General features: G+C 48.6%; 24 protein-coding genes and 1 pseudogene. 17 read left to right on the forward strand and 8 right to left on the reverse strand.

All coding sequences use genetic code 11. The features are described from left to right. Positions 1-37: 37 nt before the first annotated feature. Positions 38-583 carry a GNAT family N-acetyltransferase gene (locus tag IQ256_RS02680; RefSeq protein WP_193854006.1) on the reverse strand — a complete coding sequence of 182 codons (546 nt, stop codon included), beginning with the start codon at positions 581-583 and terminating at the stop codon, positions 38-40. 152 nt (positions 584-735) lie between these two features. Here IQ256_RS02680 and IQ256_RS02685 point away from each other — a divergent pair, with 152 nt between their 5' ends. Continuing rightward, complete coding sequence (locus IQ256_RS02685; protein ID WP_193854008.1) at positions 736-1,392, forward strand: cyclase family protein; 657 nt, start codon at positions 736-738, stop codon at positions 1,390-1,392. Here the strand turns inward: IQ256_RS02685 and IQ256_RS02690 are convergent. Beyond that, positions 1,389-2,807: a SpoIID/LytB domain-containing protein gene (locus IQ256_RS02690; protein WP_193854010.1), complete on the reverse strand. Its 1,419-nt coding sequence runs from the start codon at positions 2,805-2,807 to the stop codon at positions 1,389-1,391. The genes IQ256_RS02685 and IQ256_RS02690 overlap by 4 nt on opposite strands. 231 nt (positions 2,808-3,038) lie before the next feature. Here IQ256_RS02690 and IQ256_RS02695 point away from each other — a divergent pair, with 231 nt between their 5' ends. Next, the gene (locus tag IQ256_RS02695; protein WP_228024510.1) at positions 3,039-3,944 is read left to right on the forward strand and encodes an SDR family oxidoreductase; all 906 of its coding nucleotides are present in this window, start codon (positions 3,039-3,041) and stop codon (positions 3,942-3,944) included. 114 nt (positions 3,945-4,058) lie between these two features. After that, positions 4,059-4,298 (forward strand): hypothetical protein, encoded by a 240-nt coding sequence (locus IQ256_RS02700; protein ID WP_193854011.1) that lies wholly within the window; start codon positions 4,059-4,061, stop codon positions 4,296-4,298. Between the two features lie 304 nt (positions 4,299-4,602). Here the strand turns inward: IQ256_RS02700 and IQ256_RS02705 are convergent, their stop codons facing one another. Both IQ256_RS02705 and cutA read right to left on the reverse strand, forming a co-directional pair. Further along, positions 4,603-6,492, reverse strand: a complete 1,890-nt coding sequence (locus IQ256_RS02705; RefSeq protein WP_193854012.1) for an ABC transporter ATP-binding protein — start codon at positions 6,490-6,492, stop codon at positions 4,603-4,605. 231 nt (positions 6,493-6,723) lie between these two features. Then, positions 6,724-7,041, reverse strand: a complete 318-nt coding sequence (cutA, locus tag IQ256_RS02710) for a divalent-cation tolerance protein CutA (protein WP_193854013.1) — start codon at positions 7,039-7,041, stop codon at positions 6,724-6,726. Between the two features lie 106 nt (positions 7,042-7,147). Between cutA and IQ256_RS02715 the strand changes: the two genes are divergently transcribed. The 11 genes from IQ256_RS02715 (at position 7,148) to IQ256_RS02760 (ending at position 14,339) form a co-directional block, all read left to right on the forward strand. Then, positions 7,148-7,918: a class I SAM-dependent methyltransferase gene (locus IQ256_RS02715; protein WP_193854014.1), complete on the forward strand. Its 771-nt coding sequence runs from the start codon at positions 7,148-7,150 to the stop codon at positions 7,916-7,918. 148 nt (positions 7,919-8,066) lie between these two features. Then, on the forward strand, positions 8,067-9,887 hold the full coding sequence (ggt, locus tag IQ256_RS02720) for a gamma-glutamyltransferase (RefSeq protein WP_193854015.1): 1,821 nt from the start codon (positions 8,067-8,069) through the stop codon (positions 9,885-9,887). Between the two features lie 15 nt (positions 9,888-9,902). Beyond that, positions 9,903-10,220 carry a DUF952 domain-containing protein gene (locus IQ256_RS02725; RefSeq protein WP_193854016.1) on the forward strand — a complete coding sequence of 106 codons (318 nt, stop codon included), beginning with the start codon at positions 9,903-9,905 and terminating at the stop codon, positions 10,218-10,220. A gap of 128 nt (positions 10,221-10,348) precedes the next feature. After that, on the forward strand, positions 10,349-10,501 hold the full coding sequence (locus IQ256_RS29385; protein WP_228024511.1) for a hypothetical protein: 153 nt from the start codon (positions 10,349-10,351) through the stop codon (positions 10,499-10,501). 122 nt (positions 10,502-10,623) lie between these two features. Next, positions 10,624-11,148, forward strand: a complete 525-nt coding sequence (locus IQ256_RS02730; RefSeq protein ID WP_193854017.1) for an ATP-binding protein — start codon at positions 10,624-10,626, stop codon at positions 11,146-11,148. A 13-nt stretch (positions 11,149-11,161) separates the two neighbouring features. Beyond that, a complete protein-coding gene (locus IQ256_RS02735) occupies positions 11,162-12,688 on the forward strand; it encodes a PIN domain-containing protein (RefSeq protein ID WP_193854019.1) in 1,527 nt (508 codons plus the stop codon). Then, positions 12,666-13,061 (forward strand): hypothetical protein, encoded by a 396-nt coding sequence (locus IQ256_RS02740; protein ID WP_193854021.1) that lies wholly within the window; start codon positions 12,666-12,668, stop codon positions 13,059-13,061. Before IQ256_RS02735 ends, IQ256_RS02740 begins: the two co-directional genes overlap by 23 nt. Before the next feature lie 127 nt (positions 13,062-13,188). Beyond that, positions 13,189-13,596: a GFA family protein gene (locus IQ256_RS02745; RefSeq protein ID WP_193854023.1), complete on the forward strand. Its 408-nt coding sequence runs from the start codon at positions 13,189-13,191 to the stop codon at positions 13,594-13,596. Then, the gene (locus tag IQ256_RS02750) at positions 13,597-13,842 is read left to right on the forward strand and encodes a hypothetical protein (RefSeq protein WP_193854025.1); all 246 of its coding nucleotides are present in this window, start codon (positions 13,597-13,599) and stop codon (positions 13,840-13,842) included. Positions 13,843-13,915: 73 nt separating this feature from the next. Then, positions 13,916-14,128: a type II toxin-antitoxin system VapB family antitoxin gene (locus tag IQ256_RS02755; RefSeq protein WP_193854027.1), complete on the forward strand. Its 213-nt coding sequence runs from the start codon at positions 13,916-13,918 to the stop codon at positions 14,126-14,128. Further along, the gene (locus IQ256_RS02760) at positions 14,115-14,339 is read left to right on the forward strand and encodes a hypothetical protein (RefSeq protein WP_193854029.1); all 225 of its coding nucleotides are present in this window, start codon (positions 14,115-14,117) and stop codon (positions 14,337-14,339) included. Before IQ256_RS02755 ends, IQ256_RS02760 begins: the two co-directional genes overlap by 14 nt. A gap of 54 nt (positions 14,340-14,393) precedes the next feature. Here IQ256_RS02760 and tnpA read toward each other — a convergent pair whose 3' ends face one another. Then, entirely contained in the window at positions 14,394-14,816 is a 423-nt protein-coding gene (gene tnpA, locus IQ256_RS02765) for an IS200/IS605 family transposase (RefSeq protein ID WP_193854031.1), read from the reverse strand. 59 nt (positions 14,817-14,875) lie between these two features. Here tnpA and IQ256_RS02770 point away from each other — a divergent pair, with 59 nt between their 5' ends. Together IQ256_RS02770 and IQ256_RS02775 are read left to right on the forward strand one after the other, a co-directional pair. Next, positions 14,876-16,138 carry an RNA-guided endonuclease TnpB family protein gene (locus tag IQ256_RS02770; protein ID WP_193854033.1) on the forward strand — a complete coding sequence of 421 codons (1,263 nt, stop codon included), beginning with the start codon at positions 14,876-14,878 and terminating at the stop codon, positions 16,136-16,138. Positions 16,139-16,206: 68 nt separating this feature from the next. Beyond that, positions 16,207-16,401, forward strand: a pseudogene (locus tag IQ256_RS02775) (PIN domain-containing protein); the annotation flags it as partial. Positions 16,402-16,591: 190 nt separating this feature from the next. On the opposite strand, the gene IQ256_RS02780 reads toward IQ256_RS02775, so the two are convergent. The 3 genes from IQ256_RS02780 to IQ256_RS02790 all read right to left on the reverse strand — a co-directional run bounded on the left by IQ256_RS02780 (position 16,592) and on the right by IQ256_RS02790 (position 20,892). Further along, on the reverse strand, positions 16,592-17,083 hold the full coding sequence (locus tag IQ256_RS02780; RefSeq protein WP_193854034.1) for a ubiquinol-cytochrome c reductase iron-sulfur subunit: 492 nt from the start codon (positions 17,081-17,083) through the stop codon (positions 16,592-16,594). Between the two features lie 129 nt (positions 17,084-17,212). Further along, positions 17,213-18,997, reverse strand: a complete 1,785-nt coding sequence (locus IQ256_RS02785) for a cytochrome c biogenesis protein (RefSeq protein WP_228024513.1) — start codon at positions 18,995-18,997, stop codon at positions 17,213-17,215. An 8-nt stretch (positions 18,998-19,005) separates the two neighbouring features. Continuing rightward, positions 19,006-20,892 carry a cytochrome c biogenesis protein ResB gene (locus IQ256_RS02790; protein ID WP_193854035.1) on the reverse strand — a complete coding sequence of 629 codons (1,887 nt, stop codon included), beginning with the start codon at positions 20,890-20,892 and terminating at the stop codon, positions 19,006-19,008. Between the two features lie 725 nt (positions 20,893-21,617). Here IQ256_RS02790 and IQ256_RS02795 point away from each other — a divergent pair. After that, on the forward strand, positions 21,618-22,730 hold the full coding sequence (locus IQ256_RS02795; RefSeq protein ID WP_193854036.1) for a globin family protein: 1,113 nt from the start codon (positions 21,618-21,620) through the stop codon (positions 22,728-22,730). Positions 22,731-22,746: the final 16 nt, after the last annotated feature.

A 22,746-nucleotide genomic window follows, 5' to 3' on the forward strand; every position in this document is an offset into this window, starting at 1 on the left:
ACTAGCTAGCTAGTTAAGTGCCTGCCGTGCGCCGCTGTCAGTTTTCTCTTGAAAGTTCGTACAGACAGTGTTCTCTCAGTTCGCTGCCAACTGGTACATCAGGATGCATGAATGTTTGGGCAGCTTTGCACATCCCTAACTTTCTCATAACGGCTTCAGAGCGTTTGTTCACCAATGCGGTGAAAGAAACAATTTTCTCTAGCGCCAGCGTTTCAAAGCCAAAAGCCAAAGCAACCCTCGCCGCTTCAGTCGCATAGCCATATCCCCAATAGGAATAGTCAAGTCGCCAACCCACTTCTACACAGGGTTGAAACGGCAAGTCTGCCGAAGGAACGTTGAGCCCGACAAAGCCGATGAAGTCATGCTTTTCTTTTAGCTCTACCGCCCACCAGCCCCATCCTTTCTGGGCAAACGTGCTGATAATCTTGTCAGCTAGTGCATCGCTTTGCGATCGCGACAGCGGCTGCGGGAAAAACTCCATCACTCGCTCATCAGCATTGAGCTGAGCAAAGGGCAGCTTGTCGGCCTCTTTCCACTGCCGAAGACGAAGGCGATCAGTCTCTAGCTCGTAGATCCTTGTCATAGTGTAGAGCCTTCAATACCAAGCCCTCAGCGATAAAGCGTGTATTCAAGCCGATCGTCGAATCAGTCCTAGTGTTATCAGTCCTAGTATTATAGAAGCTGTTTCGGATTGTCGCCCTCTTAACCTATGCAACAAAGCTGCGTAGCTACTCTATGAAAAAACTGATCGATCTTAGCCACACAGTAGAAGATGGCATGGTCACCTACAAAGGGATTCCCGCCCCAATTATCTGTGACTATCTCACCCGCGAAGCCTCCAAAAGCTATTACGCAGAAGGCACGACCTTCCATATTGGCAAGATCGAACTGGTCGCTAATACTGGCACCTACATAGATTCTCCTTTCCATCGCTATGCAGATGGGAAAGATTTGTCAGAACTTTCTTTGAGTGCGATCGCAGACTTAGAAGGCATCGTATTTCGAGTAGATCCACAGCAAACTATTCACAGCCTAGAAGATTTTAGCGATACCGATGTCAATGGCAAAGCTGTGCTGATTCATACTGGCTGGGCGCAACACTGGAGAACAGATCAATACTTTGAAGATCACCCACACCTGAGTGAGGCAGCGGCAGTTTGGCTACGCGATGCTGGCGCTACATTAGTAGGAATCGACTCATACAACATTGATAGTACGTCAACCGGCGCGCGTCCGGCCCATTCTGTTCTACTAAGGGCTGATATTCCAATTGTGGAACACATGTGCGGGTTAGAACAGATTCCTAACAATGGGTTTAAGTTCAACGCAGTACCCGTGAAAGTAAAAAAGTTCGGAACTTTCCCGGTACGAGCCTACGCCGTTGTTTCCTAATCCTGATCGGTCTCAATCCGTCCTAGTGCTGTTCCAGGATAGTAGTGCGCCAAGATCTCTTGATAGGCGTACCCTTGTTCAGCTAGGTCTTTTGCACCTAGCTGACTCATGCCGCTACCCTTGTGGGCATCGTCGACAATCTCTTGGGAGGCAGCATACAAAGATTCAACAATGCCGCCTTCATGGCTGATGAATTCGCCAGCCGTGGCTAAAACGGCGGCCCGAGTAATGCTATCTTCTCGTTCGATGCCTTTATAGGCTTGGAACCGCTGAGTATTGTCTAGATCGAAATAGTCTTCGCTGGCGGGATGAATATTGTGAGTAAGGGCGTAGGAACGAGCGGCAATGGCTTGCGCCTTGAGCGATTCGATTGCCCAAGACGAAGACATCTCGCTACCGACGACGCTATATAGATAGTCGCCAAGTAAAACATAGTTGACCGCAATCAGGCCCCGTTCGCGCTGGGCAATCAATACGCGGCCTCTATACCAGCGACTACCCACAGCGACATAGCCGCCCTCATCTGGATAGACCCAAAAAGCACTGGGCATCGTTTCGCCATCCACGACGATACCGCCATTGATTTTAGCAAAGGCGGCAGTTTCGGGAGTGAGGGTTTTGAGGGGGTTGCCATCGAGGTCGGTGAGGGCACCGCCATGAGAGGTGGCAAAGCCAATCTCACTGACGTCTCTAGCTAGAGCAACGCGCATTTCTAGAACGCTGTCGATGGTTGTGCCCGAAAAGACCACAGGCGCAGCGGCTGGGGCGGGTGGAGCAGTGGCGGTGACTTTTTCTACTTTTGGTGCTAATGATGGCTTTGAGTCAGTGGCTGCGGCGTTAGTAGCTGTGGTATCAGGCTGGGCTTTGGCTGCCTCGGGCGCGTCAGGGGCTGTGGTATTGGGTTCTGTGGTGGGGTTGGATGTGATCGCGACTCCACTGATTGCTTCCAGCTTGCGATAGAAAATCTGATGAGTCAGAAATAGATCGGCTATGCGCTCAGTTGGTTCTGCCGTCGGATCGCCTGCCTTCTTTAACGGAATCTGGGCTGGATCTGGCTGCAGCTTAGTTTGTATCGTGGTGGGCCAGTCTTGAGTAAAGGCAAAGCCAGTCAGCGCGGAGAGAATACCAAAGCCGATAGATATTCTTCTGAAGGTAAGCCGCTGCATGAATTGCGAGCTGGCTATCTTCGGTCTTGCGGCTTTTGACTGGTCAGAGTCCGCTTCGTCAGACTCTGAACTAGCAACATCTGAACTAGCAACATCCGAACTAGTCGCGGCGCTAGCAACCGTCGAGCCTACCTTTTCAGACTCTGTAATAGGCGTCACTGCTGCGGTCGATTGAGCAGGCTTAACCACTGACTGATTAGCACGCTGAGGCTTCAGTAATCGCAATAATATTAATGGCTGCTTTAGCATAGTATTTCAATATCTTTAAGTGGCCTGCTGCCAGAAGGATTCGCAATCCGCAGTTCATTATGACAAGTCGCTCTCTAAAATGTGTCAGCAGAGGCTAGACATTGCCAGATAATTACCAGATACTGGCCTGGGTTCACACTATCCGTGAAATTCTAATATCTACCCGAATAATCTAGCAGCCTGCTGGTAGACAGTCTAAACATCTGGCACAGAAGGAACAAGTATCTTTTGATGAACGAAAATACTTCATCGGTTCAACTCAACAGTTCAAACAGTGATTCACAGAGCGACTTGCAGAGTGATTCACAAAGCGGCTCTAGTAACGGCGACCTAGTGCTGGTGGCGGGTGCGACAGGCGGAGTAGGCCAGCTCAGCGTCGCCAGGCTAATTGCAGCAGGCTATCGAGTGCGGGTACTCACTCGCACCGCCGCCAAAGCCGAGAATATGTTTGCTGGAAAGGTTGAGATTGCAATTGGCGATATTCGACAGCCCGCCACCCTACCCGCTGCAACCGCCGGAATTACCCATTTGATCTGTGCGACTGGGACGACGGCTCTGCCCTCTGCTCGGTGGGATTTTCAGACGGATTTTGGCAGTAACCCATTAGAGCAAATCACTAACTGGGCCAGGGTTTATCTAGACGAAGACTTTCGCAATGCTCAGGCTCGCAATACGCCTGAAGCGGTGGACGCGATCGGCGTGAGCAATCTAGTGCAGGCGGCCCCTCAAGACCTGCAGCGGTTCGTTTTTGTCTCTTCTTGCGGTGTAGCTAGAAAAGACCAGTTTCCGTACAGCGTTTTGAACGCTTATGGCGTGCTCGATGCTAAAGGCAAAGGCGAAACGGCGATCTTGCGCTCGGGCTTGCCCTACACGATTATTCGCCCCGGCCAGCTAACGGACGGTCCCTACACATCTAGAGATTTCAATTCGCTGGTGCAGGCCAGTACGGATAGCAAGCTAGGCGTTGTCATGGAGACGGGCGACACGCTAAACGGTCAGACTAGCCGGATCGATGTGGCGGCGGCTTGCGTGGCCTGCTTGGAAGTAGAGGCGGCGAAGAATAAGGCCGTTGAGATCATTAGTAAAGGCGATCGCCCGGCGCAGATCGACTGGGCTGAGCTATTTGCCACCGCGTAAATAATGCACTGAATATGCACTGACTATAGGAAGAGCATGAAACGTAGCAGCTACAGGTTACTAGCGCTGAGCACATTAGAATAAAGTTACCGACTTGAGTCAGCGGGCTATTCGATGAAGGCTATAGAGACGACAGCAACTATCAACCAGCAAGGCCAATTGACGCTAGATAGTGCGTTAGAGATAGCTCAGCCTCAGAGAGTCAGGGTCATTATCTTGATGTCTGAGGCTGATGATGAGGATGATACGCCAGATGAGATAGTTCTTACGGGCATTCAACAAGGTATGAAAGAAGCACTATCTGGAAAAACATTGCCTTTATCAGAGATGTGGACAGGTATCGATGCCGAATGAGCCTGTCGAAGTTACGCTATCGTCCCAATTTAAACAAGAAAGGACGCAGGGTCTGCGTCCTTGGGAAAATGGGTGGTTGCTTGTAAACGCCCGATGTTCTAGTTGGCGTGATTAGAGAGATAGCAAGCGAAACTCACACTAGGAAATTGACGGCTAGCCAAAGCGTCACTAGTGAACCAAATACGCCTAGCCAAAGCTTAAATCGGATATCCATGCGCTCTCATAAAGTAAGGTTGCTTTTGTCATCCTATCGAGAAACCGTTCCTTTTTGGGTAGGGTTTGCCGAAATAAAGAGCGATCGCACTTAAGCAGCGGTATAGCTTTCAGCCTGCAAGCGAAACATCTCTTCATAGCGCCCTCGCTTTTGCATGAGCTGTTCGTGGGTACCCACTTCAATAATCTCGCCTTTCTCTAATACGATAATGCGATCGGCCATGCGAACGGTAGAAAAGCGATGGCTGACTAAAAAGGTCATTTTGCCTTTGGTGAGCTGGCGAAAGCGCTCAAAAAGATCGTGTTCGGCGATCGCATCGACAGCCGCTGTCGGCTCATCTAGGATCAGCACCTGCGCTTGGGACATAAACGCCCGCGCTAGGCCAATCTTTTGCCACTGACCGCCCGAAAGATCCACACCGCCATCAAACATTTTGCCCAGCACGGTATCGTAGCCCTGGTTCAATTCAGTGATCACCGGGTCGGCACCGGCCTCAGTCGCCGCCTGAAAGACCCTGTGTGAATCTTCTTTATTGGGCAGATCGCCAAAGCCGATATTGTCTTGGGCGGACAATGCATAGCGAGCAAAGTCTTGAAAAAGAACGCCAATATTACGACGCAAGTCGCTGAGTTTGAAGGCACTCAGGGGAATATCGTCCAAAGTGATCAGCCCTCGATCGATGTCATACAGTCGAGTCAAAAGCTTGAGCAAAGTTGTCTTCCCCGATCCGTTGAGACCCACTAGGGCAATACATTCGGTCGGGGCGACGGTCAGCGTAATGTTCTTTAGGGTAGGCTGTTTACTGCCAGGATAGGTGAAGTAAACGTTTTGTAGGACAAGACCTTCTCTGATTGGCGTAGGGAAATCTTTGGGTCTGCGAGGGCTGATGATTTGGGGTGCCAAATCGATGAATTCAAAATACTGCGACACATAAAGGTTGAATTCGTAGAGGGTGGCAGTGGTAGTGAGGATGCCTTGGGTAGCGGCTTGGGCCTGCTGAAAGGTGCCTGCATAAAGCGTGAGATCGCCGATGGTGACTAGGCCGCGAATGGCTTCCCAAAGGACTAGGGCGTAGGCGCTGTAGAAGGCGATCGCGGCCACCATTTCGATACTGACTTGGGCAAAAGACTGCCGCCGGGCGATGGTCTGCGACTCACGATTAAACTGATCGCGAATGCTGTGATACTGCTCGACTAGGTGATCGCCCAAGTTGAACAGTCTGACCTCTTTGACAAATTTGGGTTCGGTCAACACCGCGCCGAAGTAGTCGGCTAGTCTACGGCTAGGCGTTTGCCGCCGGGTCATCCAGAATCGGCGCTCGGAGAAGCGAACGCTGACCCAAAAAGTCGGCAGGGCGCTGAGCAGTAAGAGCACAAAAACTAAGGGATTGAACCGCAAAAGCAATGCCAGCAATCCGACCAGTCTAGTCACCTGACCCAACAGCGTTAGCGATAGGCGCAGAACCCGCATTGGGTAGCTGCTGCCGCTCTGCTGGGCGCGGTTGAGAATATCGTGGAATTCGGAGGATTCGTAATGGGCAAGATCGAGGCGGGTAGCCTGCTCTAGCATCTTGGTGTTGGCATAGAGCAAAAAGCGATCGCTCATCACCTGAGTCGTATAGCCATCGAGCTGCTGCAAAATGGCCTGCAATACCAATAGGCCAAATCCAGCGCCGACTAGCGGCAAGAGCGCTTGCACCATCACTTCTGTTGCTGCACCTGCTCTAACTAAGATCACGACTTGATCTACGATGCGCGCACTGATGGCTATCTGCGCGGCAGGCAGTAGCGAACTGGTTAAGGTCAGCGCCACACTGATCAAAAGAGCGAGAGGCGTTGCAGACCATACCAGCCGGAACAGTCGGGGCATGTTTTTGAAAATGGCGATCGAACTGGAGAGCTTTTGGGCGATCGCACCCAGTATTGAGTTAGCCAGTCTTGAATTAGCTTTCAAATAGCGAAGGACACTGTGAAAAGTCATCCCTTCATCTTATCAAATTCTTCTGTTACAGACCCGAAAAGCCACGTGTAAACGCTTGGACGCGAATAGCCACACACCAACCGCTTGAGGGCAATAAGAGAGAAATTGACAACTACGCTGAAGTTCTCCAAAAGGGCACTGCAGCTTTGTCAAACAGCTACAACGTTCTGAATGACATCCTATGGAATGAACCGGTTTAAAGCAGCCGTTGGGAGGTGAGGTCGTTCAACATCATTTCGTCACTTCATCTATCCAGCTCAAATATGCTGGGAAGCCAGCAGTGATAGGAACTTCAATAATCTCTGGCACTTCATAGCTATGGTTTTCGACAATGCACTGTTGAATAGCCGAAAAGTCACTGTGTTTGGCCTTGATCATCAAAAGCTGCTCACTATCAACGTTTAGACTTCCTTTCCAGGTATAGTGGCTTTTGATCGGAACTACTTGAACGCAGGCGGCAAGCTGCTTGCTTAAAAGCACTTCAGCAAGGTTTGTTGCATCGTCGTCGCTACTGACTGTGGTGATCACCACTGAATACTGATTAGACATTACGATTTCTTCCTAACAGAACAAAAGTCTACAAGAATAGGCAAGAACATTTATTAGAAGGGGCTGGCAGCGGCGTCTCTTAGTTCATACAAAGGATCAACGACCAATGCTCGATTCGACCCAACGCTTTTCTAGTCGCGTAGAAAACTACATTAGCTACCGACCTCGGTATCCAACGCAGGTGCTGAGTACCTTGCAACAAGACTGTGGTTTAACGGCGGCATCGGTCATCGCTGATGTGGGTTCTGGCACCGGGTTTTTGAGTGAGTTGTTTTTGGCCAATGGCAATCCGGTATTTGCGATTGAGCCCAACTTGGAGATGCGGACGGCGGCAGAGAAGTCTCTCGGTGGCCAATCGGGATTTGTGAGTGTTGACGGGAGGGCGGAAGCTACGACACTGCCGAACAGAAGTGTTGATTTTGTAGTGGCAGGGCAGGCATTTCACTGGTTTGATCGCTCGCAGGCCAGGCGCGAGTTCGCTCGAATCCTTAAGCCCTCAGGCTGGATGATGCTGATCTGGAACGATCGCGAGACTGACTCTACGCCCTTTCTCGCGGCCTATGAGCAGCTACTCAACCAGTATTCGCCTGACTATAAACAGGTCAATCACAAACGAATTGACAAGGCTGTTTTGTCGGACTTTTTCAGTCCATCTCAAATTTATGAAAAAAGCGTGAGCTACAGCCAAACTTTTGACTATGAAGGATTGAAAGGCAGAATGCTGTCGTCTTCTTATGTCCCTGAAGTCGGCCAGCGGGGTCATGAAGAGATAGTCGCTCAGCTAAAGGAGATATTTCGAGAGTATAGTGTGGGCGATCGCGTCCAGTTCAAATACGTCACTCGTATGTTTTACGGACAGATATCTAAGCAGGTCTAGCAACAGCTTCTATCCAATACTGTCCTATTCGATATCCTCAGCCATCCATTATTACCCTTTTGCATAATCTGCATCATCGCCTACGGAGAACTAATATAAGAGCTTAGCGGGTCGTCTTTAGCGTCAATATCCTAAGTGGAGAGCTTATATGCTTCGTCGATTACTACTATTCGGGTTAGGACTGTGCGTTTGCGTATCTTTGAGTCTGAGCTGGTTTAGCTTGGCGCAGTCTCAGAGCGGATCTAAGGCTGCGCCAGTAGCAAGCGGGTCTGGCGGCGCGGTGGCCAGCGTGGATGCAGCGGCGACACAGGTAGGCATTGACGTGCTGCGCTCAGGCGGGAATGCGGTGGACGCAGCGATCGCAACGGCGGCGGCGCTGGGAGTGACAGAGCCTTTTTCGGCTGGGGTCGGCGGCGGCGGCTTTATGCTGATCTATCGGCCAGAGGCTCAGAGTGTGGTGAGTTTGGATGGCCGAGAAGAAGCCCCTGCCTCAGCGACGCCCGATCTATTTCGCGATCCAGATAGCGCCACTGGAGAATCCTTGCCTTTCTTTCCCAACCGAATCAGCAACGGCCTCTCTGTGGGCGTACCTGGAACACCGCTGAACTGGGCAACGGCGGCACAGCGGTATGGCACGATGGCTTTGGCCGATCTGTTGCAACCGGCGATCGCCCTGGCAGAATCGGGCTTTGTAGTCGATGAAACCTTCGCTGACCAAATTGCGGCCAATCAAGCGCGCTTTTCCGCCTTTGAGACAACGCGATCGCTCTATTTGCCAAACGGTCAGCCGCCCGCAGTAGGTAGCCGTTTTGTGAACTCCGATCTGGCCAAGACATACAAGTTGTTGGCAGAGCAGGGAGTCAATGCTTTTTATCGAGGTGAAATTGGCGAGGCGATCGCGCAGACCGTACAAAACCCGCCAGTCGTAGCAGATCCGCCTTTCCCAGTCTGGCCGGGTCGTCTGACTGTCAACGATCTAGACCGCTACGAAGTTCGGGTGCGGCCAGCGGTACAAACAGAGTATCGAGACTACACGCTCTATGGCATGGGGCCACCTAGCAGCGGTGGCATTACCGTCGCGCAGACGCTGAACTTGCTGTCTGACTACGACCTGTTGACGATGGACCGGGCCGAAGCGCTAGGCCGATTGATCGAATCAGAACGCCTTGCCTTTGCCGATCGCAATGCCTATATTGGCGATCCAGAATATGTAGACGTCCCTGTCGATGGATTGTTGTCTATTGATTATGCAGAAGCAAGACGTCAAGCATTACCACTGACCGTACCGGAAGACGAAGCCAGCTACCGAGCAACCGCAGGCAATCCTTTGAGCTATCAACAAGACCCAAGTCCAAGCCTAGATACGCCACCCATATCGGTAGAAACAAAGGATACAGAAGGCATTTCTACCACGCATCTTACCGCTGTAGATAAAGATGGCATGGTAGTTTCATACACGCTGACGATCGAGTCGACGGGCGGATCTGGAATTGTTGTACCCGGCTATGGCTTTATTTTGAACAATGAGCTGACTGATTTCGACATAGAGAATCCACATCCAAATGTGTCAGAACCTGGAAAGCGACCACGCAGCAGTATGGCTCCGACGATTCTCTTTTCGTCAGAAGGAGAAATCATTGCATTTGGTTCGCCAGGAGGATCTACTATCATCACAACAGTCGTGGGGATTACGGTAAACCTGGTTGATTTTCGGATGAGTTTGGCAGATGCGATCGCAGCGCCTAGACTGTCTCAACGCAATCAGGGCATTACCCTAGTCGACCAAAACTTTGCAGAGACAGAAGCAGGCCAAGCGCTGTTAAGCAATGGCTATCAGCTCACATCTACCGAAGAAATTGGAGCCGCTACCGGAATTGTGCTGCTGCCGGACGGTACGATATTGGCAGCGGCTGAACCTACGCGCAGAGGCGGCGGCAGCGCTCAGGTACTGGTACAGGCATCTGAGTAAAACCTATAGAAACCCATGCTTTTCCATATTGTTGAGTCAACAAACTGGGCTACTGCCAAAGAAAAAGGGACTTATGCCCCTGGCTCATTGGAGACGGAGGGCTTTATCCATCTTTCAGAAAAGCAACAGGTTCTGGGTACGGTAGAGCGATTTTATCAAGGACGCTTTGATCTGGTGATTTTAGAAATCGATCCTAATCTGTTGAAGGCGTCGCTTCAATACGATCAGGTGATAGATCACGGGGTATTTCCGCATCTGTACGGCCCGCTAAATCTAGAAGCTGTTGTCAGAGTTTGGCAGATGAATCATTTCTTCGATAGCTTGAATCAATAATGAACAAGCGAGTGAATAATGGGTCGGCCTGTAGCAGAAATTGAGATTGATGAATCGCTAGTACGAGACTTGCTGTGATCGCAATACCCCTCTATTTGCGATCTACCTATTCGACCCATTGATTCTGGATGGCTAGACTCCTTGCTGTGCTCACTATTGTATGCCACTGGAGCTGGCAGGTGTCTACTGACGAGCCACAGCTAGCCCCGCGTGGCAGCGGGCAAGCGAAAGCCACTGGTACGGTTTCAAGTTTGTCTGCTGCCGCTGCACTCTACCGTTAGCAATCTAGGTTAGACAGGGTGTGGAAGGCAAACATACGTACATCTGCCGAAGGAGAAGTACAATTCCTTAGAAGTGAATTCATGACACTTGGCTGTTTCAAATCAATTCAGAGAGGTACACAATGGTAACTAGGACGGTTTTTGTAGGAGGAGTGCATGGCGTTGGAAAAACTTACTTCTGTAAAAATATAATTTGCCGTTTTGATGCGGCGCATGTAACCGCTAGTGAGCTCATAGGACGACACGTCAAACATCAAATTGATAAAACTGTATCGAATGTAGAAAAAAATCAGTTAATACTTGCTGAGGAGCTAGCACGCTACCAAACAAGCTGCCGAACAATATTATTAGACGGTCATTTTTGCCTCCTGAATTCTACATCAAACATCCAGGATGTTCCACTAGAAACATTTAAAGCAATATCTCTATGTGCAATCGTTCTACTAATAGATAACCCTGAAGCAATTGCTGAGAGACTATCGAGTAGAGATAGTCGTACGCACAGCATTGAATTAATTTCAGAATTGCAATCGAGGGAAATCACGAGGGCAGAACTTGTAAGTCAATCCCTAAAAATTCCAATCAGTATAATTAACGCTGCGGAAGATATAGAAAAACTAATCAAAAAGATAGATTCATACCTATAGATCGGAATGACATATGCGAGTTTTATTAGATACAAACATAATTATTTATCGTGAAGCCAACAAGCCACCTCGTCAAGAAATAGGTATCTTGTTTAGGTGGCTTGATCAACTAAGTTATCAGAAGTGTATACATCCAAAAACAATTGAAGAAATACATAGACATAGAGACAAGTCTGTTGTTTCGGCGTTTGATGCGAAAATAACCAATTACCATCAATTGAAAACCCTTGCGCCAGAGAATAACAGTATTAGTGCTATTCGAGTCAAATATGATCGAAACAATAACGACTCTACCGATACAGATATTTTGAATGAGATTTTCTGTGACCGTGTAGATTTACTTATCACTGAAGATAGAAAAATCCATAGGAAAGCTTTAGAGCTAGGGATAATAGAACGGATTTTTACCATTGACGGTTTTCTTGAGAAAGTTACAGCAGAAAATCCCGAGCTAGCTGACTATAAAGTTCTTTCTGTCAAAAAAGAGCTTTTTGGGAATTTGAACTTGAGAGATACTTTTTTTGATTCATTTAGAGAAGATTATGAAAAGTTCGATGCTTGGTTCAACAAGAAATCTGATGAAATCGCTTATGTCTGCATGTCAGAAAGTAGCGAAGTAGTAGCATTTCTATATGTAAAAACAGAAAAAAGAGAAGAATGTTACTCAGATATTCTTCCGCCTTTCTCTCCTGCAAAGAGATTGAAGGTTGGAACCTTCAAAGTGATTTCTAATGGTTATAAGTTGGGAGAAAGATTTCTTAAAATAGCGTTCGACAATGCGCTTCTTTTTTCAGTCGATGAAATTTATGTGACTTTATTTAATAGAACGTTGGAACAACGTAGATTGATAGGACTGCTACACGACTGGGGCTTTAAAAAGCACGGAGTAAAGCAAACAGGTAATGGTGAAGAAGTTGTGTTAGTTCGCGACTTTAGACCCAAGGTTAGTAAATCTAATCCATGTGAAAGTTATCCATATTTGAGTTCGGATTCTCGTAAATTCCTTGTGCCCATATATCCTAAGTATCACACAGAGTTGTTTCCAGACTCCATTCTGAGAACTGAGTCTCCAAATGACTTCATCGAGAATAAACCAAATAGGAATGCGATCAGCAAGGTCTATATTTCTCGCTCGTTTGAAAGAGACTTGAAGGCTGGAGATATTATAGTTTTTTATCGAACAGCTTCTGGTGGTTCTGCATACTACACTTCAGTGACAACAACTGTCGGGGTGGTGCAAAGTATTGTTACCAACATCAGCTCTGACAGGCAATTTGTGGAGCTGTGTCGTAGGAGAAGTGTATTTTCTGATGACGAATTGCTTCAGCACTGGAACTGGAGTACTAATAATCGTCCTTTTGTAGTAAACTTCCTTTATGTATATTCGTTCCCAAAGCGAATGAACTTAAAAGCCCTTATAGATTCGGGGGTAATTCAATCGACTAAATCTGCTCCTCGTGGTTTTGAACAGATTAGTGATGAACAATTTAACAGGATTTTAGAGGGCTCAGAAGCAAATGGACGTATTATTATCGATTAAACCCAAGTTTGCTAACGCGATATTTTCAGGAGAGAAACAATTTGAGTTTAGACGTGTTATTTTCAAGGACAAAACTGTTAAGAAAGTGTACGTTTATGCCTCCAGACCTATTGGTTTAGTGCTTGGCGAGTTCGACATAGAAGAAGTAATTACTGAAGATCCCAACTCACTTTGGAGCATTACAAAAAGTGCTTCGGGAATTAGCAGGAAATATTTTGATGAGTACTTCAAGGGCAAAAGTATTGCCCATGCGATCAAGGTGAGTGCTGTGCGAGAGTACTCCGAACCAACAACGTTAATGAAATTATTTAATGTGAATCGACCACCGCAATCTTTTATGTATGTAGATCTGAATTTATCGGAGGATTGGTAACAATCCCGCCGCACCGGAACGAAGTCGAGATATTGTGGGATATCAAGATTGCATGCGTCCAGTAACTGGCAATAGTTATGTGTTTACACAACTACCGAACAACACATGAGGTTTTGAAGGCTTCGTAATGAGCACCCAGAAAAAAGGTTCATGTCTTTGTGGGACAGTGCGATATGAAATAGTAGGCAATTTTGAAAGCTTCTTCTTATGCCATTGTGAATACTGCCGAAAAGACACTGGCTCCGCTCATGCATCCAACTTGTTCTCGACTACAGCAGAGCTGAAATGGATATCAGGTCAAAGCAAGATAGCAATATATAACTTGCCTTCAACAAAACATGTGAAAAGTTTTTGCTCAAATTGTGGCTCTGCCCTACCCAACATACAAAATGACGGAAAGCTGCTGGTGGTACCTGCTGGCAGCCTGGACGAACAAATCGGCATTACGCCTAACGCTCATATATTTTTTGCAAGCAAAGCGAATTGGGACCAAAATCTAGAAAATATAGCGACAATAGATGGCCCACCAGGCTAGATGGAAGAAACACATAGCAACCGCTTCAACCGGACTGGCTTTTTCACTCACGCTCAAGAATCGGTTGTTCAGCTTGTTGGCACAATTGCAGCAACTACAGCAGCAGGGCTTACAACTGCTTTTGGTGAAGCATATATCGCTGCATTGGATATGTCCTTTGTCCAAAACAATGATGAGCCGCCTCCATCTGAAAAAGTTGCAGAAGGGTTCAAAACCAAGTACCTACAACTTGCTGATGGTGGATAAGCTAGAGAAGTTTAGGCACAGGTTAAAATTTGAGAGTGTGAACTCAAAGATTTTCCACTTACAGGTAAACCCTATGCAAATCATCCTTAACCTTGACGAAGCCCTTCTTAGTGAAGCGCTTCAGCTTACAAAGCTTGCTACCCAGGAGGAGTTATTGAATCTAGCGCTAAGAGAGCTGGTAAGATCGCGTCGAAAGAAAAATCTTTTGGATCTAGCAGGACAAATTCAGTTTGCGCCAGATTTTGACTACAAAGCCCTGCGCGAAACTCGTCATGCTGCTGATTGATACGTCTGTTTGGATCAGCATCTTTCGCGATCGCAGTGGTCAAGTTCGCCAACAGATTGAAACTCTGATTGCTGACCGAGAAGTTCTACTCACCCGCTTCACTCAGCTTGAATTACTGCAAGGTAGCCTAAACGAGCAAGAATGGGGTCTCCTTTCTACTTATAGAATGGTAGAGAGTTTGAGAGAGAAGGCGCAAAACCTCGCTCTTTGAGGGCGGGGATGTAGCGGTTCACCTCTCTCAAGTGAGCAAAGCGCGAACAATCTATTACCCTTGGCACTCTTCAATGTATCGCTTTACTACCTGGGCTGAAACGTTGCCAGTCGTCCCCCAGTAGTACGAACGTGCCCACAGATGGGATTTCTCATGCGGTGTTTTGAGCCAGGGGAACTCCTGTCTGAGCCTGCGTGAGCTATAGCCTTTCATGACATTCACAGCCTGCGAAGCCGATAACCGTGGCGGCAGGCTGACGAACACATGAACATGGTCCATTAACGTGCGGTCTACTTCGATAGCAAGTAGCTGCATATCGTTGTTCTCAATCGCTTCGGTCACATACTGTTTGGTTGCGGCAATGATGGCTTCATCCCTAAATATCCGTCTGCGCTTGAACGGAATCCAACAGAAATGATGCCGAGACTGATAGCGACAGTGGCGCGTTGACCTGGGTTGTATACCATCTTGTCTCATTGCTTACAATCTCTAGCTGTGTATACGATACAATAAGGTATACCAAATGAAAGACAAGCATGAACTACGGTTGCCAACAAGATAGACTGTATCTGCCTACTTTCGAACAGTCGGTCATCGAGTACCTTTGTCGTCAGGCAAACAGTTTAGGCAACTGTGCTATCTATGCGCTTAAGCGAGCTACCCGTCAGGCAAATCGAGTCGATAGCAACTACTACGAACTAGACAAGCATCTAAAAGAGAATCGACACTACAAAGCGTTGTTCTCTCAGACTGCTCAGCAAACGTTGATGGGTGTCTGTGAGTCGTTCAAGTCGTATAGCGAACTGTTGCAGAAGTGGTATAGAGGTGAGCTGTCCGATCAGCCCAAGCCACCGCACTATCGGAAGTCAGGCGGGCTGGCAGGCTTCTCGTATCCAGCTCAGCATTTGGGCCTAAACGAGACGATAGAAACCGGACTGATTCGCCTACCGTTAGGCGCGACGATTAAGCGCTTAGAAGGCATCAGCGAGATCTACATCCCAGCACCTACAAACATTCATCCCGAGCGAATCAGAGAAGTGCGTATCTTCCCTCGCAATCGGTGCTTCTACGTCGAGTGGATCTATCGGCGCGAAGTCAAGCGCTATGAGCTGAATCCTAAGAACGCTCTCGGCATTGACCCAGGGGTAAGGAACTGGCTAACCTGCGTGAGCAATCGCGGCGATAGCTTCATCATCGACGGCAAGCAACCTAACTGTTGGAACCATACCCTGAACCGTGAGTTAGCGAAGCACAACAAAGGCTATTGGTCTAAGAAACTAGCGCTGATGACGGAGAAGCGCAATCGACGCCTGCGCGACTACATCAACAAGGCAGCGCGGCGGATTGCTAACTACTGCGTTGCCAACGATATTGGCACGGTTGTCTTTGGCTGGAATCAGGGGGCAAAAACCAGCGTCAATATTGGCAAGCGCAACAATCAAAACTTTGTGCAGCTACCGACTGCTAAACTGAAGAATCGATTGAAGGCGGTACTCGAAGAAATTGGAGTGCGCTTTGTTGAGACTGAAGAGTCCTATACCTCTAAAGCCTCATTTCTAGATGGCGATAGTCTACCTGTTTACGGTGAGAAACCCGACGACTGGCAGCCATCAGGAAAGCGCACAATCACCAAGCTCTATCGAACTGCACAAGGTTGGATAATCAGTGCTGATTGCAATGGCGCAGCCAACATTCTACGAAAAGTGGCCTCAATCTTAGGTCTCGACCTGAGTGAGATAACCAGGGGCGCTGTGACGCGCCCGTTAAGACTAAACCTATATCCAACAGTATTCGTTTAGGGCTTAATGAAGCCTCGTCCTTCTAGGGCGGGGAGAGTCACCTTGAAACACAGGATTACGTTGAACTCACGCCTTCTTCGTGGCAAGAGGCTGCACGCATCTACTACGATTTGCGCCGCCAAGGACTTACCGTTCGCAGCCCAATCGATTGCTGTATTGCCCAAGTAGCCCTAGAACATAATTTACTTTTAATTCACAACGATCGCGACTTTGAAACCATTGCTCAAGTGCGATCTCTCCAAAACTTCCGTTTTCAGCCTTGAATCTTCTAATCTTACTTGAAGGCTAACAGTGAAGTAATCTAGCTAACACTACATCGGTGCGGACGGAACAGAGGTTGTTGGTTAGGCTCTAGGATGATCTGCCGCCACACAACTTCACTGTTAGCAGACCGTGCATCCAGCGTTCACGGTCATTAGACTCACGCACACAGCGAAGATAGAGACTCGTGAACTATGCCGTTCTCACTAGCACCTGAGCGTCTTCAATCCTTGCTTCGTATGTGGCTAAAGCTTCGGTAGCTGGCCCTTCGGTGGCTTCGCCGCTAGCGCTGAACTTGGAACCGTGACAGGGGCAAGCAAATTCTGAACTTTCCCAAGCAACGCTGCAACCTTGGTGAGTGCAGGTTGAATTAAACGCAACGACGCTATCTGCATTGGCTGGATCGCGAATAGCAATCACTGGGCCACCCGCGAAGGATTTATCAGATAAAAATCCAGCGCTATCTAGATCTGCGACACTACCAAGCGGGGCAAAACCGTCTTCTCGAACACTGCTATCGGCTGCTTCAGTAGCAGCACAGGGATCAGCTGCACAGGGATCGGCTGCAGCTTCGTCTATAGCTTCTGGTTCTTCGACAGCGGGGGTGCAGGCTGCGATCGCAACGGGCAAAGACGAAGCCATAAAGCCAACGCCTACCCAATTCATAAATGCTCTACGCTTCATAGTCTAATCTCTTCTAATGTCTGGTTCAACGTTTAATCAATATATCAACAGATGCCAATTTGAAATAACCAATAGCAAATGGCTCAAAAGCTTACTGGGATTCATTCTCAGGCGGGTTTTTAGTTGTCTTTAGGAGTTAGCGCTGGCAGTGGTCTCACCAGCACTGATTGACAACTTATTCAGCCAGCCTTTGTATCTCGCAGTTGCAGCTAATACGAACAACATATCCAGGCCGATAACGCTCGCTATCATCCACTCAGAGCCGCCCGTCCCAAAGCCGTAGCTGTGTAGACCCGTTCCCAATACAAAGTTCACACCGTACCAAGCCATCAGCACTGCGTTGAAAGCCGCCACACTGGCAACGCTGATGCCAAAGTTGCCAATCCAGCCGACTAAACGACCGTGTAGCGGCACCAGATAACACAGCAAAGCGATCAGCGCCCAAGTCTCTTTGGGGTCCCATCCCCAGAAACGTCCCCAAGAAAAATGCGCCCAGATACCGCCCAAGATAATGCCTGCGGTCAGTAGCAGTACGCCGACCTGCAGCACCCGGTAGTTGAGCTGCGAGAGTAGATGAATTCTAGCCTTGGCGCTGGGCGTAAACAGATAGCTACCGAGCGCAACGTGGCCAATGCCGAGTGCCAGAGCAAAGCTAGCATAGCTCAGGGCAATGGTAGGCACGTGAATACTTAGCCAAAAATTGTCTCGTAAAACGGGAACCAGCGGAGAAATGCTCGGATCTAGAACAGCAGGCAGACTATCGGCCAGAATCAGGCAGATCACGGCGAGCGGGGCCGCAGCTAGCAGATAGTATTTGGCCCGGTAGATTAGCTCGAAAATGAGCGCGATCGCGGCAATGCCAAACCCGACCCAGATCACCGATTCATACATATTGGTCACTGGCGGACGATCGGCAATCTGCATCCGCAGCAAAAACCCGTAGCTTTGCACAATCACACCACCGACAAACAGTCCAATCGCGCTCCAGTACAGCTCCACCGGCTTTATCCATACGGTTGCTAACATGACGATAAACGCAATTCCATACAGCTTCCAAGCGCTAGCAAAGGGATGAAAGTGATTGAAAAAGACTTCTTTGTCCATCACGCCGACTACCGGATACACCACTGGACTGAGGGTACGAAGATCGGACGTTAGCTGAGCGGCTAGGGTGCTGAGCCCAGAGAGAGAATCCGGCTGTGCGAGGAATCGCTGTTTCATCGCAGTGAAGTTGGACAGTAGCGGTGCGATCGCCTCTGCTGAATACAGCGATTCTTCTGAAATGCCCATCCACTTGCCCTTCACGTCGGTTGGATGAGGGACAATTGCGATCGCATTGTCATCGACAGAACCCAGCATCAGCGTCAGCCGATCTTCTATCGTTATCGCTTCTCGCTCATTTCGACTGAGATCTGCGCCTTCGAGATCTTTTTTATGCGCCTCACGAACAACATCGCCTAGCGCCTGATTCGTCATCAGCGTCTGAAAAGAGAAATACTTTTGATCCGGGTCAAGACCTACTTTCTCCTTCAATGGCCTATAGCTAAAAAGAACAAAAGGCGCTTGGTTCCAGTCGCGATTGTTCAACCATAGAGACATAAACGCTGTCATCGAATCTTCGACAATGCCATCGTGCCGATAAACAGTAGCGCCATGAATCTTAGCCACCGTTTCTTGCGCCACTGTATCTAGCGGTTTCTTGCGCCCGCCTTGCTGCACCACTATGGTTTCTAATGGATTCAAGGGCGATGGCTGAAATTGGCTAAACGGTAAGGCGATCAGCAGCAGCCCCAGGGTCAAACCAATGGCAAATTTTATCAGCTTTATCATTGAGATAGTCTCGTTTTGACTGTCGTCGAGCTGATGGGCAAGCGGATCTTGGCTTTTCACCTTTTGCTGGGAAGAAGCAGTCATGAGTAGTTTTATCTCCCTAATAAGGCATTGAATAGTGGAATCGAGTGCGGCATTGAAGCAGCAGCGGCATCTTCTGCTTCAGGCGTTTCGAGTAAATCGGTAACCCCTTTAAACTGTTTAGTTAGCTTCTTAGCAACGGCGCGCCCGTAGAACATGGTCGCCACGCCAGCAGTGACCATTGCTGACCCTAGCCATGTCAGCCCAGTCACCCACCAGGGTTCTCTCTTAATCTGCAAAGTAGACTGACTCAGATCGCCTGGATTCCAAGAGGCTTGAGCAATTTTCCAACCTCTAAACCAGGTAGGATGATTCATCCAAACGCTGCGATCGCTGACTGTATAGCTATCCAAATCGCTGTCTGATTCGTTTGGCCCGATCAAAGAAACCTCACTGGTCCACATCGCGACCGACTCACTGCCCTCATTGCGCTCGACGATAAAGTCATTGAGCTTCAGGCTAAACGGTAGCTGCAAGAGCTTTGGACTAAAGGCAACAAACCAGTCACCTGCTTCGCTATCAATCGCCGTGGGCCGTCCCCAAGGAATCCAGACGGGTTTGCCCGCCTCTCCTACAGAGACAAGCAATGCTGGCTCACCTGCTGTTGGCGAACCCGCTAGAGATCGCTGCGGCAGGGGCACAATCTCTCTTTCTACGGTGGCAAAAGGAATATAGTCGGCCAGCGTCACTTCAAAATCCGCCCAGCCAGGAACAACAGAATCGCCGATAGCGATCGCGCCTGACTTGAATCCTTTAGAAGATTTCGCGGCGTAGTGAAGGGCACCTTTTTGGTCGACTATCAAACGAAAAAAGGCAGTTGGCGCAGGGTTAGTGATAATTTCATAGTCAACATCGAAAAGGGGGGCAATAGGGTCTCCTTCTGTTGAATTTCGAATGGACTCAAATCCAGGATTGCCAAAGACAAACCAACTTTCGCTCGATTTACCGTTGGTGACCATGAGCTGAACGGCAGGGTTGCGGAGCGAGTCGGTGGCACTCACTGGCTGACGGTTGCCGTCTAATCGAAAATCTGGCCAAAAGCCAACAGTCTGAACGCTCAAGGTCTGTCCCTGCGCGTTTAGCTCGAGAGATTTGCCCAGATCTTGATCAATGTCAATCGTGCGCGACTGACCTAGCCATGAGATAGTGACTTCCCCATGCTGCTTAGCCACAGGGCTTTCTGCGGGTGGAGTCAGCGCAGCGACCAGTTCGTCAGCGGTTTGTGCCTTGACTAGCTGAAGCTCGGCTGGGCCGATGTCGATTGTATCGTAGGCCGCTGGCGCAGCCGCTAGCCATCGCTCTAAAGACTGACCCATGCGATCGCTCTTTAGCACCAGTCGAACAGCCGGGTTTTCGATCTTTCCACCTGTCGCAAACCGCACGGTACTAATCGCATTGTCGCTATAGCCCAGCAGCGAAAGCCCACCGACCTGACTAGGAACAACCGTGCCATCCGCTTTAATAAAGAGAGAGGCTTGTTCAGAAGGTTGACCAGGAGCGGCCACTTCGACTAGATCGCCATCGACTCTTAGCGTACTCACCGGGCCTGCGTCAGTGCGAGCAAGCATCATCCCTTCCACGCTGAGATGAATCACCGCTGCCGAACCCGCGATAATCACCACCAACCCCCAGTGGGTAATGGCAAATCCAATTTTACGCGCACCCTTCCAGGGATAGCGTAAGAGCGTAGAAGTCCCTAGGTTGACCGCCAGCAAAAACATCAGTCCACCAAACCAGGGACTCTTGTAGATTTCTTGCTGAACCACAGCCGAGCCGACTTCAGCTTCGTAGAATGTTGCGCCGATTAATATGGTTGCGATCGCAACCAACAAAGGCACAGCTAACTTAATAGACCCCAAAGATTTAGCCAGATTGACTTTAGCCAGATTGACTGTCATGTGCCAAAAAGATTTTAGATAAAAAGAATAACAAACGTCAGCATTGGGCTAGTCGAACCAATAGCTGATTCATGACTGAGTATCTTCCAAAAGAGATACGTCCGAACTAAATACAATAATCAACACAGTTCCTTACTTCTTTTGTATCAAAAGCTGCATAATCTAACTGGCAAATTCATTTTTTGCATAGCTTTATCGCATTTAGCGCATCAGTAATGAAATCGCTTTGCAAGTAGAGATCTAGGCTACGTATGTTTCTATAGCAAGCACCTCCTTACAACAAAAACAAACATCCGCCGTCCGCCGCAGCGTTTATAACGCGGCATCAGAGCCTTCCTGACAAACAAGGCTCTACTAGTTATTTGACAAATATGCGTATTCGCAAGATGGAGAATACACTGTCCCATTTTGTTTTACCTGCTCGATGCAATACTTGCGTAGAAGTCATGCAACTTTCTAATGTTGATTAAGAATTTAGTAATCACAGATACAAAACAACAACTTATATCCCCGTAGTTTTGGGTGGTGCCACAGGCAGATGACAAACAAGGCTATTCGTGGCAACAGGGACTATTCGTGGCCTATACGTCTTAAATCTATACGCCTTACTCTGACGTACACCTTATGGCGTGTGCCTGACTCTTTATTGGTAGAGGCACCTGTATAGACTAAGCAATCTTTTCAATAACCACTCTCTCTTATTTACTCGGAGCGCAGACTTAGCTATGGCATTAGATGTAGAGCTACTAGAGAAAAGCTTTGAGCTAGTCAAGCCCAAAGCAGATGATTTTGTTGTCAGCTTTTACAACAATCTCTTTACCGACTACCCAGATGCCAAGCCTTTATTTGAACACACGAATATGGCTGCTCAGCGGCAGATGCTGAAAGGAGCATTAGTCATGGTCGTCGATAATCTCAGGCAACCAGAAGTCTTGAGCAAGTCTCTCAAGGGATTAGGCGCTAGACATATCAAATATGGTGCTTTGCCCGAACACTATCCTCTAGTGGGCAGCAGTCTGCTGAAGACCTTAGGACAATATGCAGGTTCTGCTTGGAGTCTCGAACTAGAAAACGCCTGGGCGAACGCTTATGGTGCCATCACTGAACTGATGCTAGAAGGTGCTAGTTATGAACAATCAGCCGTAGCCTTGGATGGCATGCCTTCAGAGAACGCAGCGATCGCAGACTCACTGGGTTCAACCGTGTCCGAAGAAAAAGCGCCACCAAGTGAAGAAGGGCTCAAAGTTGGCATTCTTGAACAAAGCTTTGAGCTGGTTAAACCCAGAGCTGATGAGTTCACGGCTAGCTTTTACGAGAACTTGCTGACTGACTATCCAGAAGCCAAGCCTCTTTTTGAGCACACTAGTATGCCAAAGCAACAGCAGATGCTAAAAGGGGCACTAGTCATGGTTGTCGACAATCTTAGAAAGCCAGAGGTGCTCACCGAAGCGCTGCGCGGACTAGGGGCCCGCCATGTGAAATACGGTGCCTTGCCTGAGCACTACCCGCTCGTGGGCGGCAGTTTGCTAAAAACGTTAGAACAATACACAGGTTCCGCTTGGACGCCAGAAGTCGAAGCGGCTTGGGTAGGAGCCTATGGTGCTATCACCAAAATCATGTTGGACGGTGCAGACTATTCTCAGGCCGAGGTACATCTGAGCGATCCTACTGTAACGACTGCGGTAGCGACTACAGCGGCGGCTACTGCAGTCGCTAAATCTACTGCCGATCCTACTGCCAATGTCGAGTTACCTGCAGGTATCAGCAACGGCAAGGCCGCTGGCATCATTGGCAGCTCGGCCACTGCGCTAGTAGTTCTACTTTTAATTCTTCTATAGTTTCTTTCGTTACTTT

The sequence above is a fragment of the cf. Phormidesmis sp. LEGE 11477 genome, from assembly GCF_015207105.1.
In the GTDB taxonomy this organism is placed as follows: Bacteria; Cyanobacteriota; Cyanobacteriia; order Phormidesmidales; family Phormidesmidaceae; genus Phormidesmis.

Excerpts from the sequence above, each read along its gene's own strand:
- IQ256_RS02680 (WP_193854006.1), bottom strand. The coding sequence starts at position 583 with ATGACAAGGATCTACGAGCTAGAGACTGATCGCCTTCGTCTTCGGCAG.
- IQ256_RS02685 (WP_193854008.1), top strand. The coding sequence starts at position 736 with ATGAAAAAACTGATCGATCTTAGCCACACAGTAGAAGATGGCATGGTC.
- IQ256_RS02690 (WP_193854010.1), bottom strand. The coding sequence starts at position 2,807 with ATGCTAAAGCAGCCATTAATATTATTGCGATTACTGAAGCCTCAGCGT.
- IQ256_RS02695 (WP_228024510.1), top strand. The coding sequence starts at position 3,039 with ATGAACGAAAATACTTCATCGGTTCAACTCAACAGTTCAAACAGTGAT.
- IQ256_RS02700 (WP_193854011.1), top strand. The coding sequence starts at position 4,059 with ATGAAGGCTATAGAGACGACAGCAACTATCAACCAGCAAGGCCAATTG.
- IQ256_RS02705 (WP_193854012.1), bottom strand. The coding sequence starts at position 6,492 with ATGACTTTTCACAGTGTCCTTCGCTATTTGAAAGCTAATTCAAGACTG.
- cutA (WP_193854013.1), bottom strand. The coding sequence starts at position 7,041 with ATGTCTAATCAGTATTCAGTGGTGATCACCACAGTCAGTAGCGACGAC.
- IQ256_RS02715 (WP_193854014.1), top strand. The coding sequence starts at position 7,148 with ATGCTCGATTCGACCCAACGCTTTTCTAGTCGCGTAGAAAACTACATT.
- ggt (WP_193854015.1), top strand. The coding sequence starts at position 8,067 with ATGCTTCGTCGATTACTACTATTCGGGTTAGGACTGTGCGTTTGCGTA.
- IQ256_RS02725 (WP_193854016.1), top strand. The coding sequence starts at position 9,903 with ATGCTTTTCCATATTGTTGAGTCAACAAACTGGGCTACTGCCAAAGAA.
- IQ256_RS29385 (WP_228024511.1), top strand. The coding sequence starts at position 10,349 with ATGGCTAGACTCCTTGCTGTGCTCACTATTGTATGCCACTGGAGCTGG.
- IQ256_RS02730 (WP_193854017.1), top strand. The coding sequence starts at position 10,624 with ATGGTAACTAGGACGGTTTTTGTAGGAGGAGTGCATGGCGTTGGAAAA.
- IQ256_RS02735 (WP_193854019.1), top strand. The coding sequence starts at position 11,162 with ATGCGAGTTTTATTAGATACAAACATAATTATTTATCGTGAAGCCAAC.
- IQ256_RS02740 (WP_193854021.1), top strand. The coding sequence starts at position 12,666 with ATGGACGTATTATTATCGATTAAACCCAAGTTTGCTAACGCGATATTT.
- IQ256_RS02745 (WP_193854023.1), top strand. The coding sequence starts at position 13,189 with ATGAGCACCCAGAAAAAAGGTTCATGTCTTTGTGGGACAGTGCGATAT.
- IQ256_RS02750 (WP_193854025.1), top strand. The coding sequence starts at position 13,597 with ATGGAAGAAACACATAGCAACCGCTTCAACCGGACTGGCTTTTTCACT.
- IQ256_RS02755 (WP_193854027.1), top strand. The coding sequence starts at position 13,916 with ATGCAAATCATCCTTAACCTTGACGAAGCCCTTCTTAGTGAAGCGCTT.
- IQ256_RS02760 (WP_193854029.1), top strand. The coding sequence starts at position 14,115 with ATGCTGCTGATTGATACGTCTGTTTGGATCAGCATCTTTCGCGATCGC.
- tnpA (WP_193854031.1), bottom strand. The coding sequence starts at position 14,816 with ATGAGACAAGATGGTATACAACCCAGGTCAACGCGCCACTGTCGCTAT.
- IQ256_RS02770 (WP_193854033.1), top strand. The coding sequence starts at position 14,876 with ATGAACTACGGTTGCCAACAAGATAGACTGTATCTGCCTACTTTCGAA.
- IQ256_RS02780 (WP_193854034.1), bottom strand. The coding sequence starts at position 17,083 with ATGAAGCGTAGAGCATTTATGAATTGGGTAGGCGTTGGCTTTATGGCT.
- IQ256_RS02785 (WP_228024513.1), bottom strand. The coding sequence starts at position 18,997 with ATGACTGCTTCTTCCCAGCAAAAGGTGAAAAGCCAAGATCCGCTTGCC.
- IQ256_RS02790 (WP_193854035.1), bottom strand. The coding sequence starts at position 20,892 with ATGACAGTCAATCTGGCTAAAGTCAATCTGGCTAAATCTTTGGGGTCT.
- IQ256_RS02795 (WP_193854036.1), top strand. The coding sequence starts at position 21,618 with ATGGCATTAGATGTAGAGCTACTAGAGAAAAGCTTTGAGCTAGTCAAG.